Raw genomic sequence first — 16,746 nt, forward strand, 5'->3', positions numbered from 1 at the left:
CGAAAAAAAATGATCTTCCCGTAAGAGATTCTTTAGAACCGGTTGGGTGCGGGCAACTAGTGGCTATTGAAGGCGCTCAAGGTTTTGGCATGACATGCGCTTGACCCTTTATACCAGTGAGCGGTAGGATGTCAGCGAATGTCACCTCCCGACTCTGCAACGGCAAAGAACCTTGCGATCAGCGCTGGTATCGTCCTCGTGGCGTCGGTGGTGGCTGTCTTCGGATGGGGTATGTTCAAATTCCTTGAGGGTTCGAAAACGGACTATTGGCGTCGGGACTATGCTCCAACTGCCGCTGACCTTGCCAGATTTGCTGAACAGCGCTATCCATCGTCAATTCACCGGGTGTTTGAGGTGGGGCATTCATCGCGGGTCAACGGAGATGGAGAGTCCCTGACGATCTGCAGCTATGATCCCGCAGACTCCGAGGCGTTCATATCGGTGATCATGGCTGGAAACGGCTGGGCCGAAGGACTTCCCAAGGACTCGCATTGGCGAAACACGCTGGAGCGCGATGCCCCGCGGCACCTGTGGATTACTGCCTCAGACGTGCCTGAGGACTTTGTTCACGCGGTCAAGGGGCCGAATGAACTGACCTGGCGACTGGTCAACCACAAGAGGGGTATTGTTTACCTCTATACCTCACCCATATGAAAGTTTTTTTAATAATACACAGACACCATAACGATGAACCAGTTGTCACTAAGTGAGTATCTGCGCCGTCCCATCGAGGACGTGGCGGTTCTCGGACAAGAGCCAGAGTACTTTGAGAGAGAAGGTCTTCTGATCTTTACTGAGACTTGTGATGACCTTGATTTGGTACAAGATAGCGCTATTTACAGATAGCAAAGGGCAAGCTTTTGGGATTAAACGCTATCGAAATTGCCCAAGTTCCGGGGTGTTTTTGCTAGCGGAAAAAAATCACACTCTCTCCCTTCATGAGCAGATTGAAGGGGTGTTGCAACTACTTGGTTTAAGTGGTGAAAGCGTAGTTTGGGCGCGAGAGGATGCCGATTGGCCAACTGATGGTTGCGGTAGACAATAAAACGGGGCAACCCCTGGCACCGATGTTCGACGCCCTTGGCGTCAGAGTATTTATGAGTGTGAAGGCTCGGAACCGTGGTCGCTTGGGTGCGCGCGGATTTGGTCAGGGGACAAGCTTTGGATTAACCCGGAATCAGGCTCACTTCAGCCCCTGCCGGATCGGTCCAGCCTCGGTTGGAGTTGTCTCCGGGAACCGCCATGTCCCAACCCACCAGGCCGGTGGCGTTTGGGGCATTGCTGATGCCGGGGCGGGTGTTCCAGGTGTTCACGGCGAGGTGATGGTGGTAGCGTCCGCGCGCCATGAAGATGGCGCCGGAATAGTTGTCCTGGGTGACGCGGAGTTGGAGGTGGTCGAGATAGGCTTGGGCGTTGGTGAGTTGAGAAGTCTGCAGGTGGATGTGACCGATGTGCATCGGTGCCACAGGAGCATCCTTGACCGCATCTTGTTGGGCCAGGATGGTGCGGAGAGGCAGGGAAAGACTGACCATCTGGATCTTGTCGCCCTTCCAGGGCCACTCGTTCTCGGGCTTGTCCCAGGCGAGTTCTATGCCGTTGCCGTCGGGGTCTGCCAGATAAACGGCCCAACTCACTGCGTGGTCCGCAGCTCCGTGGAAGTCCAGTCCCGGCACGGCGAACATACGACGCAGGGTGAGCTTCCACTCCAGCAAGTCGGGAAAGAGAAACGCGACATGGAACAAGCCCGGAGCGCCGGGTGTGGGGGCAGGCGCGTTCTTGTCTTCAAGAAGGGTGATCAGCACGGCCTTGCTGACGGGATGCACGAGATTGATGGTGCCAGCCTCTCCGGAGCGGGACTCGGGGACCAGGCTCAGCAGGTGAGAGTAGAAGGTCCCCAGCGCCTTGGCATCGCGGGTGCGGAGAATGACCCGCCCGATGATGGAGTTGGTGATGGGGGCATTTGAAATGGGGGCGGGGGCATTCATGGCAGGAAAGGTGGCGGGTGGATGAGCGGAAGGTGTGGCGGGCGGGGGCGGGCGTTGCTCAAGGGCGACCCGGACCGGGCCGCCCTCGGAGGCAAAGGGAGCTGAAGATTGATTACGATTGCTTGCTCAAGGCACGGTCAACCGAGAAGCGGCCAGCACCGGAGATGACGAGGGCGAGGGCGATGCCCAGCACCAGGACGAAGAATTCAACGCCTTCACCCTTCTGCGTGCCCATCCAGTTCATGAAGAACCCGTTGGCGAGGTGGACCTTCACCATGGCGGTGCCGAGCACGGTGCCGATGGCGATGGCGGCAGGGCGGACGGCGGCACCTGCGATCAGGAAGAGGGGCGCAAAGAACTCCACAAGGATCACGCCCAGGGCGAGGATCCAGGGGATGCCCATCGTGCTGGTGAAGAAGCCCATGGTGCCTTCATATCCGTAGCCGCCGAACCAGCCGAGGAGCTTCTGGGCACCGTGGGGGAAGACGACGGCGGCAAGGGCCACTCGGAGAACGGTAGGGGCGAGGGCGTTGTTGGTGCCGAGTGCGGTGTTGAGGACCGTGCGGACCACACCGTTGTCGGTGGTGTTGGAACTAAGCACGGCAGGGGAAGTGGAGGTCGTATTCATCTTGGTTACTTGATGGAAGATTTTCGTTTTCTGTTTCAGGCGGGTTGCCTGTCTGGGGTGAGCATGGCTCACCATGTGGTCTCGCGATAATGCCCGTCCGCTCTTGCCGTTATGCGTTTTGCGTATACCCTTGACGCTGTTGAGAGCTTTTCAGAGACAGGATTGACAAGATTTTCAATGGATTAACAAGATGAGCTTCCTTCTATGATTGATTTGCTCAGGGCGTTCTTCGTGGTGCTGGAGGAGGGGAGTCTCAATCGGGCGGCGACCCGGTTGCATGTGACCCAGCCTTCCTTGTCCAGGCAGATGCAGGCTCTGGAGCATGAGATTGGGGGACCTTTGTTGGAACGTCAGACGAGTGGCGTGAAGCCAACGGCACTGGGGCAGGCGACGGTGGCCTGCATGAAGCCGGTGCTGGAACGGTATGAGAGTGGGCTGGCAGAGCTGCGCCATCAGGCGCGGGGGCAGCGCTCGGAGTTGCGCATTGGCTACATCGGCTCGGCGGCCCAGTTTTACCTGAACCCCGCGCTGACGGAGCTGCGCAAAAGGCATCCGGAAGTGCGGGTGAAGCTGCTCGATCAGGCTCCGGGCGAGCAGATCGCGGCGCTGCAACAGGGCGAGATTGATCTAGCCTTGATTGGTCAGGAAGGCGCGGCGCTTGCCGGAGAGTATTACACCAAGAAGCTTGCGACGATGGGAGTCTGCGTGGTGCTGCCGTCGGATCACCCCCTGGCGGGGCGGCGGGAGCTGGCCCCGGTTGATCTGAAGAAGGAGGTCTTCATCGGCGCACCTGAGAAGGATGTGCCGGGGCGGAATCGGTGGATCACACGCATCTGCCGGGCCGGTGGCTTCAAGCCCAAGTTCATTGCTGATGCGGAGAGCATTGGTGAGGCGTTCTCCATGATCGCGAGTGAGGGCGCGGTGACGCTGCTGCCGGACTATTTTGCCCAGAGCCCACCTCCCGGCGTGGCGCTGGTGCCGCTGATCGACAAGGCGGCCACCTGGGACCTTCTGCTGCTCTGGCAGCGGGGCAAGGCCTCGACGGTGCTCAAGGCCATGGTGGAGATCCTGACGAAGGTGGGGGAGCGCAACTCACGCGCCGGCAAAGAGAAGTGACAGGCCGGGGTGATGGTCGCGTAATCGCCTCCATGAAAGGTGAGCTGGCAGTGTATGTGCAGCACACTTCCAAGCAGGTGATCAGCCAGGAGGAAGTGAGGGCCTTTACTCAGTGGCTGTTGAGCAAAGGAGGACTCTGAGGCTGTTGAAGCGCGAGTCGTTCAAGGAGCGGCGGTTGGTCATCATGGACTTCTGAGGAAGTCGGGGACGCATGAGTATCGGACCGGCCTCCACACCTGAGATGCTGCATCGTGCGGTACCCAGGGTTGACTCGCTTAGGGCTCGTCTAACCCCTGGGCTGTGGTAGATATCCCCTTCGGGGATGAGCTACCAGTAACTCGCATCGAAGCGCTCGGGATGGCGCGTCCCGTGAATGAGCGTGGTTTCTCGTTTTGATCTACTCCAAAGCCTGCATGCGCTACGGAGAAGACACGAGTCCTCACCTGACTCACAAGAGCGCATCCGTAAGTAAAAGGAGCGAGGGACATTCATGTCCCGGTCCCGGCCAAACGTCCCATGAAGTCTCCTCTCTTCTCTCCGCCACCGAACCTCCCCACAACATCTTTAGGGTATTCCGAAGTGTCGGGATTGCCTCAGTCAGGGGCCGCTCGTGGCAAGCGGAGCGCTTGCCCTACAGCGCGCTGGATGCTGGGGGGGCGGCAGGGAAGCATCTCGCCAATCGCTCCGCTTACCATCGGCGGTTGTGCAAGCACAAACCGCCGCTCCTTAGCCCGCATTTCTCATGCGCGAGAAGCTTGAGCCGGGTGCAGCGGCGCATTAGTCTTTGATTACCAAGGCAAAAACCAAGGCATGCACCAGACTCAAGCAGCGACACAGTGTACACAGGCCAAGTTGGAGTTTCAAGCGCTGGGTGGCAGGCGTGTGGAGGCGGATTTCTCAGGAGGTTACCTCTCCAGTGAAGGGGGCAGCCTCCTGTTGCGCCAGATCGACCAGAAGCTGGGCCTGTGTGAGAAGCTGGCGGGTTGTTTCACGGACCGACGCGACCAGCGCTTCGTCGAACACGATCTGGCGGGCATGCTGCGTCAGCGTATTTTTTGGTCTGGCCCTGGGCTACGAAGACCTCAATGACCACGACTGTCTGCGCCGAGATCCCCTCCTGGCTGCCGCTTGCGGGCGGGCCGATGTCTTGGGGCAGGAGCGGCATCATGCGCAGGATGCAGGCTGCCCCCTGGCGGGCAAGAGCACCCTCAACCGCATGGAGCTGGGTGCCCAGGAACACGCGCTCACCAAAAAGATCCACGCTGATGCCGACAGGATCCAAGACCTGCTTTTGCAGATGGCGGTGGCGGCCATCCCACGCAAAAGCGGGGTCATTGTCCTGGACTTTGATGCCACCGACGACCTGCTTCACGGCCACCAGGAAGGCCGCTTCTATCACGGTTACTACAAAGGCTACTGTTACCTGCCCCTTTATTGCTTTTGTGGGGATGTGCCTCTGTGGTCACAGTTGCGCACCGCCGACGGGGATGCGGCAGGCGGCACCCTGGAGGCCCTCCAGAAGATCGTGAAGGCCATCCGCGGCCGGTTTGGCAGGCAGGTGGTCATCATTGTGCGTGCCGACAGCGGGTTCTGCCGCGATGAGCTCATGAGCTGGATCGAGACCCAGCCGCAGCTGTACTATGTTTTTGGACTGGCCCGCAACGTCCGCTTGCAGGAGATGCTCGCCCCCACCTTCTGGCGGACGGCCGCGAAGCTCGATGCCGAGGCGGTGCGCCTTGCAAAAGCTGCCGGAGCCAAGGCTCCGCCCGAACTGGAAGGAACCGCACGGGAGTTTGAGGAGTTGAGCTACCGCACGCTCAAGACCTGGAGCCGGGAACGGCGTGTCATCGGCAAGGCCGAAATAACCCAGGGCAAGACCAACCCCCGTTTCATTGTCACCAACATCAGTTCCAGGGAGCCATGGGCGCAGGGGGAGGAGCAGTTTGCCACGGGCAGCGGGTTGTATGAACGCTTCTATTGCGCCCGGGGCAACATGGAGAACCGCATCAAGGAACAGCAGCTGGACCTGTTTGCCGACCGCACTTCCACTGCCTGGAAGAGCAGCAACCAGTTGCGTCTGTGGTTTTCGACTTTTGCCTATTTGCTGTTGAGCCAGATGCGTGCGGTGGCCTTGCACGGCACGCCTCTGGCTACAGCCACGGTGGGCACGATCCGGCTGAAGTTGCTCAAAATCGCGGCCCTGATCACCGTGAGCGTGAGGCGCATTTATGTGCAGCTGCCAAGTGCCTGCACTCTCAAAGAAGTCTATGGTCTGGCCCAGCAAAGACTGGCTGGATGCAGCCCCTGAGACCGGGGGCTTTTCACTCAAAGGGACATCTGCAGCCCATGCAGAGGGATGCTTATGCCTTCGAACCCTGGGCAAAGAGCATCCAGGCCTCTTGAACACGCCCTGAGAGCCTTCAGTCCCCTGGCCCGACCCATTTCGCCCACCAAGTCTCCCCCCCACAGAAGGCGCACACCCAAAAACCCGCTGATCTTGGGTTGTCAAGTCAGGGGGTATGAGAAATGCGGGTTAGGGGGCTGAAAGGACCATTGGAAGTCACTCTTCAAACAAAAAGGGGCAGCCGATGCGGCTGCCCCTGGACAAATCTCAGGTCTTCTGTCTTTCGTCTTTTAGTCTTTGGTCTTCTTGTAAGGTTTGGCCTCAAGCTTCTTGGCTTCGCCTTTCAGCGGCTTCTTGAGGGTGCTGAGCCAGGCGACGATGTCGCGGGCTTCATGAGCGTTCAGGAAGACGCTCATAGGGGGCATGGCGGAGACCGGTGGGGAGGCGGTGGCGACATCGGCCTTCTTCACGCTCCAGAGGTCTGGTGCCACGAGAATCTCGTAAGCATCGGGCGTCTCGTTCTGAAGCACTCCGCCCACGCTGCCGCCGTCTTTCAGGGTCAGGAAGACCATGCCGTAGCCGGGGGCGACTTTGGCACCGGGATTCATGAGGGCTTCAAGGAAATAAAGCCGGTCATGCTTGCCGCCCACGCCTGCCAGATTCGGGCCTGCATCGCCGCCTGCATCGTGACCGCCTTCACCCGCACGGTGGCAGCGGAAGCACTGGGCGCTGCCGTGGCTGAAGAAGAGGCCGCCGCCACGCTCTGCGTTGCCGCCGTAGAGGGCGGGCATCCACTTGGCGAGGAGATCCGCCGGGTTTAGGCCGCTCTCATAGGCACTGAGCGCTGCCTTTACGGCCGGTTCACCGCGTTTGGCGGCGGCTTCGAGGATTTCGAGCTGGCTCTCCTTGTCCGATTGCGGGCTGGGGATGTCCTGCACGCCCTTGGCGATGAGCTGGGCAGCGGCCTCCCCCGGGATGGTGGCGAGCACGGTCCAGGCGGACTGGCGGCGCGTCACCGACTTGGACTTGAGCGCCTGGGTGGCACCTGCCAGGGCTTTCTCAGGGCTGGTCTTGGCCAGATCCGTGAGAGCGGCGGCGGCGACTTCATCGGCGGAGTCGGTCGAGAGCTCAACCAGGAGGGAGTCCGCATCCTTCGGCTTGCCTGCGATCCACAATTCCAGAGCCGTGGCGCGGGCGGCGGCGGGAAGGGTGCGGGTGGTGATGATACGGCGCAGGTCGGCCTCGGTGAAGGCGGAGCGGCTGAGGTGCAGATCCTCCACCAGCTTCAACGTCGGGGCGAGCAGGGTCTCTTCCGCAGCGAGGAGCGCGGGAATGCCAGCCTCGAGCACGGGAGCGACTTCTTTGGGATCGCGGGCAGGCTTGGGATCCAGGCGGCCCAGAGACTGGTCCACCGGATGGGGCTGCGGCCACTGGAGCAGGAGGCGGAGGGCTTCCTTGCGCTGGTCGAGGTCAAAGGACTTCTGAGCCGCCAGTTTGATGAGGCGGTCGGCATTCTCCTTGCCGCCAGTGCGGAAGGCTGAGTGGATCACACGCCGGGCGATCATCGGGCTCAGCTTGCGGGCCTTCGCGGCATCGGGGCCGATGTAGGCATCCAGCAGCGCGTTCAGCGCGGGGCGGGCGGCATCCACCTTTTCCTCGTGGATGGCGCGGATGGCTTCGTCAATGATGCGGGGCTCGGCATCGACCAGGAATCCGGCCAGTTCCTGACTGTGCAGGCGGCGCAGGGCGATGACGGCGGCCATGCGCACCGCGGGGGCATGGTGTGACTTCAGCGCGGCGAACTCCGCCTCACCACCGGCACCGAGCAGGCCCATGATGGCGGCGTGGCGCAGGTAGAGGTCGGCATCGCCGTTCTGCACCAGTACCTCGATCAGTGGGGCCCAGGCCTCCTTGGACTTCAAGCGGCCCAGGGAGATCGCGGCGAATCCGCGAACGCGGTTCGAGGAATCTGAAAGCAGCGGCAGGAGGCTGGCAGGAGGGGTGCCTTTGACCTCACCCAGCACGTGGGCGGCCTGGGCACGCACTTCAGCGTCCTGGTCCTTCAGCAGGGCGACCAGGGTGGTGGCTGCGGCGGCGTCGCCAGTCTTGCGGGCGCGAATGCCAAGGCCCCAAATGCCGTGCAGGCGGGTGAGGAGATGGTCCTGGTCTTGCGAGGCCTTCACCAGCAGCGGGGTGCTGCCGTCCTTGGCCGCGAGGGCAATCTGGGCGCGCAGGCGGACGCGCTGGTCAGCGTGCTGTAGCAGGCCCGCCAGTTCGTCCTGAGAGCGCTGGGTGAAGCCTTCCGCCATGAGCTTGGCGACATCCGGCGTGCGACCGGCGTTCTTCTCCGAATCTGCCGTGATGGCATAGATGCGACCGGCGTCGTGGGATTCCCAGCCGCTGATGAAGTCCGAGACGAAGAGGCGGCCATCATAGCTGTACTCCACATCCGTGGGGCAGACACCCCAGTTGAACTTGTAGGGATCTTCGAACTTCATCCCTGCGCCGTCGCGGGTGACCTTGAAGGACCAGATGCCGGAGCTGGCAGCATTCGCACGGTAGTCGCAGACGAGAAAGCGGCCTTTCTCAGATTCGAGGAAACCACTTCCAGGGTGGTAGGTGAGACCAGAGGGGCCGCTGGTGATGGCTCCCACGGGAGGCACGATGTAGGCTGGCTGGGAGGGATTGCGGGTCTCGGCCATGCGCTCTGTCATCCACGGCGAGATGGGGCGCTCGGGGAGGCCAATGTCATCGCGGAAGGTGTGGAGCGCCTGATGTTGCATGCGCCAGCCGGAGTCGGCACCTTCCATCATGTACACGACGCGGGCGGGATCGCCCTGGTCGGAGTTGTTGTCCACGCTGATGCCGTTGCCATACTCGTCGAAGGCCAGCTCCTTGGGATTGCGCAGCCCGGTGTGCACGACTTCGAAGTTGGAGCCGTCGGGCTCGAACCGGAAGATCGCTCCCTGGTCGGGTGACTTGTAGGAGACGCCTTCCTTGGTGGTGAAGCTGAAGCCTCGGTCACCCACGGTGCCGTAGATGCGGCCGTCCATACCGAGCACGAACCCGTTCAAATCGTGACCGGAGAGGGACACACGCACGCCGAAGCCGTCCTCGATGATGTCGCGCTGGTCAGCCTTGCCATCACCATCCTTGTCCAAGAGGGAGTAGATCTTGGGGATGCAGGCAAAATACACGCGCCCTTCATGGGCGAAGACGCCAGCGGCGGTGCCATCCAGCAGGTCATTGAAGCCGTCCGCATAGACCGTCATCTTGTCGGCTTTGCCGTCGCCGTTTTCGTCCACCAGCTTGCGGATGACCTCGGACTTCTCCGTCATGGATTCCAGCGGGACCTTGGCCTTCCACTTCTCGTGCATGGCGCGGCGATCCGCAGTGGTCTGGGAGGCGATGTCGTCCAGGTACCAGTAGCGGTTGTTCCGGTCATCGTGAATGCCGAAACGGAAGCGGTGGGTCTCCGCCACATAGAGCGCGCCTTTTTCGTCAAAGGCAAAGGCCGTGGGACTGGTGACTTTCTCTCCCTCATGAGTGGCAAAGATCTGGATGCTTGTGCCCTTCGGGATGCTGTTGCCCGGGATGACCGGAGTGGAGACCAGCTCGATGGCATTTTCATCAGAGCCAGCCTTCTTGGGTGACTCCACCTTGATGACGAGGTTCTTGTCAGGGGAAAAGACGAACTCGTCCGCCACGATCAGACCCCAGCCTCCGGTGGCCTGGTCCACGATGCGCAGCTGGCCTTTCCTGCCCTGCCAGGGGCTGAGATCCCACGTGACCTGACGAAGCTGCAGGCTGTTCTGGCCTGTCGCTTCTTGGACCACCTTGCCATCCACCAGAAGCTGGACGGCGGTCTTGCCAGGTTGATTGCCGCCAGCGACCAGGAAGTGCAGATGGCCGCCGGTGATCGCGATCTCAGGAGAGGTCAGGGTGCCGGTGGCGGGATCGCCTCCATGGCCGGAACAGGCAAAGGCGTGACCGGCAAAGCCAGTGACCGTGCCGTTCATGCCGGGAACTTTTCCAGCGGCAGGGCCACGGCCAAAGGCGCTGCCTTCTTCGGTCCAGGTGTCAAAGCCATCTCCTTCAAAGGAGAAGTGTGAGCCGGAAGGGGGACTGGCCGGGGCTGAGAGGAGGGAGGTGGTCGTCAGCAGGGCGCTGAGCGCGGGCAGGAGCTTGAAACGGAGGGACAAGGCGGGACGGTTGTGGGTGTGAGACAGGTACTGAAGAAACTACAGCCGAAAGGATTTCCGACGGCCGGGAAGCAGGGACTGGAGGAAACGTGAATCCAGCAGAAATCAAACGTCCGCGGAGATCAAATGTGGACTTTTCACTGCAAATTCTGAAGCGCAGAAGATGAAAATGAAGGCAAATTCAGCCAAAAGTGAGGGGCTCGCTGGCCGCGAAGGTGCGTTGGCGGGGATGGCGCCAGAAGGAGTTGCAAAGGGGAGCATGAAAGGTCTGGGACTTGCCTTCATTCCGGTGTCACGCGCTGGATTGATTGAGGCGAGATAGCTTCGGGGACAACTGGGGTGGCGGAGATGGCCTCCGGCGCGATCACCTGTGCTGGAATCTCAATCGGCAAAATCAAGTGTGTGGGCACTGGATCGGCCTGAATCGGATCGGGGAGGATTATCACTCTGGTGAGGTCAACCGACACGGCTTTCTCTGCGTTCACCGGCTGAGCTGCGATCTTTAGGGGCACCACTTCGTCGGGCGGAATGGGAGCTGCTTCCACGGGCAATGGGGAGAGGGGAACCGGCTCGATCATGGGCATAGATTACCGCCGAAAGCCAATGCGACAATTGCTCAAAAGAGCTGGGGGCTCCGGCGTGCCAACCAGGCAGGGAGCACTGGGACGGAAAACGAAAGGGAGATCTATGGCATCCGCTCAAGGAAACGAGCATAGGCGAGCCAGAGCGCCGTGAATCCTGCTGAAACACACAGCAAGTTTCGTGTTTCTGGAACATTGAAGTCTGACTCCCAAGGTATCTCATTTCATCTGGCCGAAAGCACAATGCTGCTGGTCATGAGACCTGAAGGAATTTGGACTAGACGGCATGGGTGCTGGAGGATGCGTCAATTGATCAAACTCCAGAAATGAGATGTGACATTTTGGCGTAGATTCTGGCAGACTTGCCACGCTTTGCCATGATCCTACGTTCCTCCTGCTTGCTGCTTCTCATTTCTGCCTCGCTTGCGCAGGCGGATGTCCCTTCCTCCGTCAAAGCCCTCCTGGCCGTCGGCCGGGAGGGGCAGGGCAATGAGGATGCGAGTGAGGCTTGGCGAGATCTCGTGAAAGCGGGGCCGCAAGGGCTGCTTTCCATCGTAGAGGCGGCTGGTAAGGGCAACGTCGTGGCGGACAACTGGTTGCGCATGGCTGCGACCGTGATCGCGGACGAGGCCCTGGAGGCCAAGAAGCCTTTGCCCGTAGCGGAGTTGGAGAGCTTTCTGCGGGACACCCGCCATGCATCAGCTGCCCGATCGATCGCGTTTGACGTCATTCAGCACGTGGATCCAGCCAGGGCGAATGCGATTGAGCCGACCCTGATCAGTGATCCCGCCCAGGAACTGCGACGCGGTGCCGTGCAGCGTTTGATCGTGGCCGGGAAGGAAAAGGCGGACGCCAAAGACGAAGCGGCGGCAAAGAGCACCTACCAGGCGGCTCTGGATGCTGCCCGTGACGAGGATCAGGTGAAAGTGATCGCAGAAGCGCTGACTAAGCTGGGTGTGGAGGTGGATCTGCCCAAGCACTTCGGCTTCATCACGAAATGGAACGTGATTGGGCCGTTCGACAATGCGCAGCGCGCAGGGTTTGACGCGGTGTATCCGCCGGAAAAGGAGATCAAGCTCGATGCGAAGTATGCGGGCAAAGGGGCGGAAGTGGCCTGGCAGCCCTTTGAGACCAAGCATGAGTACGGCAAGCTGGATTTCAACAAACCGCTCACGATGCTGAAAGACGCCACGGCTTACGCGGTGAGCGCGTTTGATTCCGCCACGGACCGGGATGCCGAGATACGGCTGGGCTGCAAAAATGGCTGGAAGGTGTGGCTCAACGGAGAGTTGCTGTTTGGACGGGACGAGTACCATCGCGGAGCGCAGATGGATCAGTACACTCTGAAATGCCGGCTTAAGAAGGGTGCCAACACCATCCTGGTGAAGTGCTGCCAGAACGAGCAAAAGGAGCAATGGACCGTGGAATGGGAGTTCCAGCTTCGGGTCTGTGACGCGGCCGGAACCGCCATCATTGCCAGCAATCCTTGAATCCCTATTTCCTGTATCCCGATGACTTGTAAAGTTTCCTCGATCTCAAAGGCCGCCTTTGTTTCCGGCTTGCTGGCGATGGCGGCCCCAGCCTCTGTCTGGGCGTCTGACTGGCCCCAGTTCCGCGGTCCCAACAGCGCGGCCTATCTGGCAGAGGCAAAGATGCCTGCTGCCCCCAAGGTGGAGTGGTCCGCAGAGCTGCCGGGGAGGGGGCTGTCGAGCCCCATCATCGTGGGTGACAAAGTCTATGTCACGGCTTCCAGCGGGCCCAAGCAGGAGCGGTTGCACGTTATCGCCTTCAATGCCAATGACGGCAGCAAGGTGTGGGAGCGTCAGCTCCGGGCTACGGGCCGGACGATGAGCCATGGCAAGACCTGTGTGGCGGCTCCGACACCGTGCAGTGATGGCAAACGGGTGGTGGCGCTTTGGTCATCGAATGATCTGGCAGCATTTGATCTGGAGGGGAACCTGCTTTGGGTTCGAGGGCTTACGGTGGACTACGCGAATGCGAGCAACAGCCTGGGCATGTCCTCCTCTCCCATCATCGTGGGTGAGACGGTGGTGACCGTCATCGAGAACGACAGTGAGAGTTACACGCTGGGCATCGACGTGACCACGGGGCGCAACCTGTGGAAGCTGGAGCGCCCCAAGGCGGCCAACTGGAGCAGTCCGATTGTGTGGCAGCCCGATCCTGCCAGTCCCCCTGTGGCCGTGCTGCAATGCAAGGACGGGCTCATGGGCGTGGATCCCGCCACCGGGAGCAGACTGTGGGAGTACAAGGACGGGGCATCCACCATGTCCTCCAGCGTGGCGGCCAATGGCGTGATCTACGCCGCCTCCAAAGGCATCACTGCCATCCAGCCGGCCAAGACGGGGGGCGACCCCGCCCAGATCTGGCGGTCTGAGCAGATGAATGCCGCCACTGGCAGCCCGGTGGTGATGGGGGACAAAGTCTTTATCATCAATAGCGCCGGCGTGCTGGCCGTGGCCGACGCGAAGACTGGTGAGCGTGGGTGGAAACTCCGTCTCAAAGGCCCCTTCAGCGGATCTCCCGTGGGCGCAGGCAATCTGCTGGCCGCCGTGGGAGAGAAAGGCCTGCTGCAGATCGTGGACGTGACTGCGCCAGAAGGTGCGGTCGTGGGATCCTTGGATTTCAAAGATGAACTGGCCGATAAGGAACTGATCCTGTGCACGCCGTCGCTCAGTGGCGGGAAGATCTTCGTACGCAGTGACCGCAAGCTTTGGAAGGTGGGCGGGTAGATCAGTGATTTAGTAATGCAGTGATTCGGTGGGTCAGTAAAGCAGGCGGTTGGCGTGGAGGTGCAAACCTCTATTGATGTCAATTTTTGGGTAGTCCGACGGTCCCTGTCGGCTCAGGGGACGCATGGATGCAGCTTCCCTCGACTGAGAGCCTCGTAGCCTCCCCACTCGTTGCATGCTGTCCCGGCATGCGCTATGTCCTCCGCGACATGGCATCCTCCTTTGCACCCAAGAAAAGCCTCGGCCAGAATTTCCTCCACGACGCGGGAATCGCGAAATGGATTGCGGACGAGATCAAGCCCGATGGCGCGCCCCTCGTGGTGGAGATCGGTCCGGGGCAGGGGGCGATGACGACGCATCTGGTGGGGCGGGCAGCGAAGACACTCCTTCTTGAGAAGGACAATACCCTGGCGGCGGACCTGAAGGTGAAATTCGAAGGCCGGGAGGATGTGGAGGTCTGGCATGGGGATGCCACCCGGTTTGACCTGCGCCCTCTGTTCAAGTTTGGCGGGGTGAAGGTGATTGGAAACCTGCCCTACTCCATGGGAGGCGAGATCCTGCGCCATGTGCTGACACCACCGACCCCGGTGACTGAGGCGGTGTTTATGCTCCAGAAGGAGGTGTGCCAGCGTCTCGCGGCCGATCAGGAGGACGACGCCTACGGCGGTCTGAGCCTGGTGGTGCAGCATGACTGGGAGGTCGAGATTCGGCGCATCATTCCGCCGGAGGTGTTCAAGCCCCGCCCCAAGGTGGATTCCGCGATTGTCCGGCTTACTCCGCGGCCGCCAGGAGATCTGCCAGTGCATGACCGTGCGGTATTTGATCGCCTGGTGCGCATGGGTTTTTCCCAGCGGCGGAAGCAGTTGAAGAATCTCTTGCCGGAATGTCCCGGCGGGTGGGACAGCCTGATGGGTAGCCTGAGCAAGCCGCTTACCGTTCGGGCCGAGGAACTAACGCTTTGGGACTGGGTGGCGTTGACCCGGCACTATGAAGGGCGTCATGAGGAGGATCGCGGGCAGAAGGCGAGCGAAATCTTTGACGTGGTGGATGAGAACAACGTGGTGATTGGCCAGGCTCCGCGTGGCGAGGTGCATGCCAAGGGGCTGAAGCATCGGGCAGTGCACATCTTTGTCTTTAACAAGCACGGCGAACTCTGGCTTCAGAAGCGGTCGCATCTGAAGGATGTGCACCCGTTGACCTGGGACAGCAGCGCCGCGGGACATCTGGACAGCGGCGAAGACTATGCCACCTCGGCCGCACGGGAGCTACAGGAGGAAATCGGCATCAGCGCCCCGACCCGGTGTGTGGCCACGATCCCGGCGTGCGAGGCCACAGGCTGGGAGTTTGTGGAGCTGCATGTTGCGGAGCACAATGGGCCCATGAAATATGCGCCAGATGAGATCGCCACAGGATTGTTTTTTCGAGTGGAAGAAATTCAGGCCTGGATCGAAACCCGACCGCAGGATTTTGCGACGGGGTTCATTGAGTGTTTCGCGCGGTGGCGGAAGTTGTAGGCCGTGGCGGAGCGTTTGTGGAACTTCTTTGGAGTTCGGGGTTCCTATGTGGCCTACCCGGGGTGGCGGGTTGGGGCTCGCCTGACCTGGGGCTATTTTGTATCACGCCGTTGGCGTGAGGGATCGGAGCAATGGGGCGACCGGGTGATGGGGCGACCGGATGATGGGACGACCGGATGATGGGACGACCGGATGATGGGACGACCGGATGATGGGACGACCGCATGATGGGACGACCGCATGATGGGACGACCGCATGATGGGACGACCGCATGATGGGACGACCGCATGATGGGACGACCGCATGATGGGGCGAGCGTGCGATGGGGCGACCTGGCTGGGTGGGGCTGGACAAATGAGACCATGTGAGGCCGTGTCAGCCGGGGATCTGGGGGTATGATTTGGGCGATGATGTCGAGATGTGGTTCCCGGCGGGGCGCGTCGGCGGTTAGCCATGCGGAAAGCATCACTCGTGGCTGGTGGGCTAGAGATGCAGGGACTTTTGCCCGACGTTGACAGTTTGCCCTCGGCCTGTCAGCTTCGCGGCATGAGCATCCGTACGCGCCGCCAATTTCTCCATCAGTCTGTTGCCACTGCCGCTGGGGCCTTGGGGCTTTCCGCGTTTGCTCAGCAGGTGAAGCCTCAGGGGGAGAACATCTCCTTTGGTCTGGTGACCTACATGTGGGGCGCCGAGTGGGATATTCCCACCATCATCGCGAACCTTACCCAGCTCGGCATTTCTGGCGTGGAGCTGCGCGTGGATCATGCTCACAAAGTTTCTCCCACCCTGAGCCCGGAGCAGCGGAGCGAGGTGAAGAAGCAGTTCACTGACGGGGGTATTGAAATCGTGGGAATGGGCACGAATGCGGCCTTTGATTCCCCGGACAAAGGCAAGCTTTTGACGAACCTGGATGTGGCCAAACAGTACATCAAACTCAGCCACGACATCGGTGGTAGCGGGGTGAAAGTGAAGCCGGACCAGCTTCATGAAAAGGAAGGCGTGCCGAAGGAGAAGACTCTGGAACAGATCGGCAAGTCGCTTGCGGAACTCGGTGATTTTGCGCTTGGTTTCGGCCAGGAGATCCGTCTGGAGGTGCACGGTCAGGTGACCGCGTTGCCAGACATCAAGAAGGTCATGGAGATTGCGTCCGCGGACAACGTGCGCGTCTGTTGGAACTCGAACCCGGCCGATCTGGAGGGCGAAGGTCTCGAGAAGAACTTCGCGCTCGTGAAGGAGTATCTGGGCAAGACGACCCATGTGCGTCCTCTGGGCGATGAGAAGTACCCCTTTGCCAAGCTGATCAAGCTGCTGGTGGAAGCGGACTACGAAGGCTGGGTGCTGATGGAGGCCAACACGAAGGTGGAGGACAAGGTCAAGGCGCTGGGCGAGCAGAAGGCGTTGTTCGACAAGTATCTGGCGGATGCGAGAAAGGTGTCGTGAGTAACATATCCTGACAGCGAGCTGCGGATTGTTGCGGCGTTGCAGGGGCTTACACTTGAGCTTGAGGGGGCGTGATTCAGCTCAAACCAGTAAGTGTGAGGTTGTGAAATCAGCTCCTCCTGCATGATACAAAAAAGCCGACCCTCTCACGAAGGCCGGCTTTTTTGGTGAATCGAGGAATCAGG

Annotated in this window: 11 protein-coding genes and 1 pseudogene; 8 read left to right on the forward strand and 4 right to left on the reverse strand. The window is 60.6% G+C overall.

The genetic code is table 11. The features are described 5' to 3' along the window. Positions 1–138 precede the first annotated feature (138 nt). Positions 139–654 (forward strand): hypothetical protein, encoded by a 516-nt coding sequence (locus tag VSP_RS12325; protein ID WP_009960939.1) that lies wholly within the window; start codon positions 139–141, stop codon positions 652–654. A 151-nt stretch (positions 655–805) separates the two neighbouring features. Beyond that, positions 806–1,045, forward strand: coding sequence for a hypothetical protein (locus VSP_RS43015; protein ID WP_198141372.1), 240 nt, complete (start codon positions 806–808; stop codon positions 1,043–1,045). Between the two features lie 121 nt (positions 1,046–1,166). On the opposite strand, the gene VSP_RS39320 is transcribed toward VSP_RS43015, so the two are convergent. Continuing rightward, complete coding sequence (locus VSP_RS39320) at positions 1,167–1,985, reverse strand: VOC family protein (protein WP_009960941.1); 819 nt, start codon at positions 1,983–1,985, stop codon at positions 1,167–1,169. A gap of 112 nt (positions 1,986–2,097) precedes the next feature. Further along, on the reverse strand, positions 2,098–2,613 hold the full coding sequence (locus tag VSP_RS12340) for a DoxX family protein (protein WP_156346515.1): 516 nt from the start codon (positions 2,611–2,613) through the stop codon (positions 2,098–2,100). Between the two features lie 204 nt (positions 2,614–2,817). On the opposite strand from VSP_RS12340, the gene VSP_RS12345 reads away from it, so the two are divergent. Continuing rightward, the gene (locus VSP_RS12345) at positions 2,818–3,729 is read left to right on the forward strand and encodes a LysR family transcriptional regulator (RefSeq protein WP_009960944.1); all 912 of its coding nucleotides are present in this window, start codon (positions 2,818–2,820) and stop codon (positions 3,727–3,729) included. An 810-nt stretch (positions 3,730–4,539) separates the two neighbouring features. After that, positions 4,540–6,037, forward strand: a pseudogene (locus VSP_RS35140) (IS1380-like element ISVsp19 family transposase). A 326-nt stretch (positions 6,038–6,363) separates the two neighbouring features. Here VSP_RS35140 and VSP_RS12360 read toward each other — a convergent pair. Further along, on the reverse strand, positions 6,364–10,275 hold the full coding sequence (locus VSP_RS12360) for a DUF7133 domain-containing protein (RefSeq protein ID WP_009960949.1): 3,912 nt from the start codon (positions 10,273–10,275) through the stop codon (positions 6,364–6,366). Between the two features lie 281 nt (positions 10,276–10,556). After that, the gene (locus tag VSP_RS12365; RefSeq protein WP_157210855.1) at positions 10,557–10,853 is read right to left on the reverse strand and encodes a hypothetical protein; all 297 of its coding nucleotides are present in this window, start codon (positions 10,851–10,853) and stop codon (positions 10,557–10,559) included. A gap of 380 nt (positions 10,854–11,233) precedes the next feature. On the opposite strand from VSP_RS12365, the gene VSP_RS12370 reads away from it, so the two are divergent. The 4 genes from VSP_RS12370 (at position 11,234) to VSP_RS12385 (ending at position 16,561) form a co-directional block, all read left to right on the forward strand. Then, on the forward strand, positions 11,234–12,346 hold the full coding sequence (locus tag VSP_RS12370; protein ID WP_009960953.1) for a hypothetical protein: 1,113 nt from the start codon (positions 11,234–11,236) through the stop codon (positions 12,344–12,346). Positions 12,347–12,367: 21 nt separating this feature from the next. Continuing rightward, a complete protein-coding gene (locus tag VSP_RS12375; RefSeq protein ID WP_198141373.1) occupies positions 12,368–13,606 on the forward strand; it encodes an outer membrane protein assembly factor BamB family protein in 1,239 nt (412 codons plus the stop codon). 209 nt (positions 13,607–13,815) lie between these two features. Next, positions 13,816–15,120: a 16S rRNA (adenine(1518)-N(6)/adenine(1519)-N(6))-dimethyltransferase RsmA gene (rsmA, locus tag VSP_RS43380; protein ID WP_044134314.1), complete on the forward strand. Its 1,305-nt coding sequence runs from the start codon at positions 13,816–13,818 to the stop codon at positions 15,118–15,120. A 547-nt stretch (positions 15,121–15,667) separates the two neighbouring features. Further along, complete coding sequence (locus VSP_RS12385) at positions 15,668–16,561, forward strand: sugar phosphate isomerase/epimerase family protein (RefSeq protein WP_009960957.1); 894 nt, start codon at positions 15,668–15,670, stop codon at positions 16,559–16,561. Positions 16,562–16,746 lie beyond the last annotated feature (185 nt).

Origin of the sequence: Verrucomicrobium spinosum DSM 4136 = JCM 18804, assembly GCF_000172155.1 — a bacterium.
GTDB lineage: Bacteria > Verrucomicrobiota > Verrucomicrobiia > Verrucomicrobiales > Verrucomicrobiaceae > Verrucomicrobium > Verrucomicrobium spinosum.

Bases quoted from the DNA above. Each gene is read 5' to 3' on its own strand.
- VSP_RS12325 (WP_009960939.1), top strand. From the start codon at position 139: ATGTCACCTCCCGACTCTGCAACGGCAAAGAACCTTGCGATCAGCGCT.
- VSP_RS43015 (WP_198141372.1), top strand. From the start codon at position 806: ATGACCTTGATTTGGTACAAGATAGCGCTATTTACAGATAGCAAAGGG.
- VSP_RS39320 (WP_009960941.1), bottom strand. From the start codon at position 1,985: ATGAATGCCCCCGCCCCCATTTCAAATGCCCCCATCACCAACTCCATC.
- VSP_RS12340 (WP_156346515.1), bottom strand. From the start codon at position 2,613: ATGAATACGACCTCCACTTCCCCTGCCGTGCTTAGTTCCAACACCACC.
- VSP_RS12345 (WP_009960944.1), top strand. From the start codon at position 2,818: ATGATTGATTTGCTCAGGGCGTTCTTCGTGGTGCTGGAGGAGGGGAGT.
- VSP_RS12365 (WP_157210855.1), bottom strand. From the start codon at position 10,853: ATGATCGAGCCGGTTCCCCTCTCCCCATTGCCCGTGGAAGCAGCTCCC.
- VSP_RS12370 (WP_009960953.1), top strand. From the start codon at position 11,234: ATGATCCTACGTTCCTCCTGCTTGCTGCTTCTCATTTCTGCCTCGCTT.
- VSP_RS12375 (WP_198141373.1), top strand. From the start codon at position 12,368: ATGACTTGTAAAGTTTCCTCGATCTCAAAGGCCGCCTTTGTTTCCGGC.
- rsmA (WP_044134314.1), top strand. From the start codon at position 13,816: ATGGCATCCTCCTTTGCACCCAAGAAAAGCCTCGGCCAGAATTTCCTC.
- VSP_RS12385 (WP_009960957.1), top strand. From the start codon at position 15,668: ATGAGCATCCGTACGCGCCGCCAATTTCTCCATCAGTCTGTTGCCACT.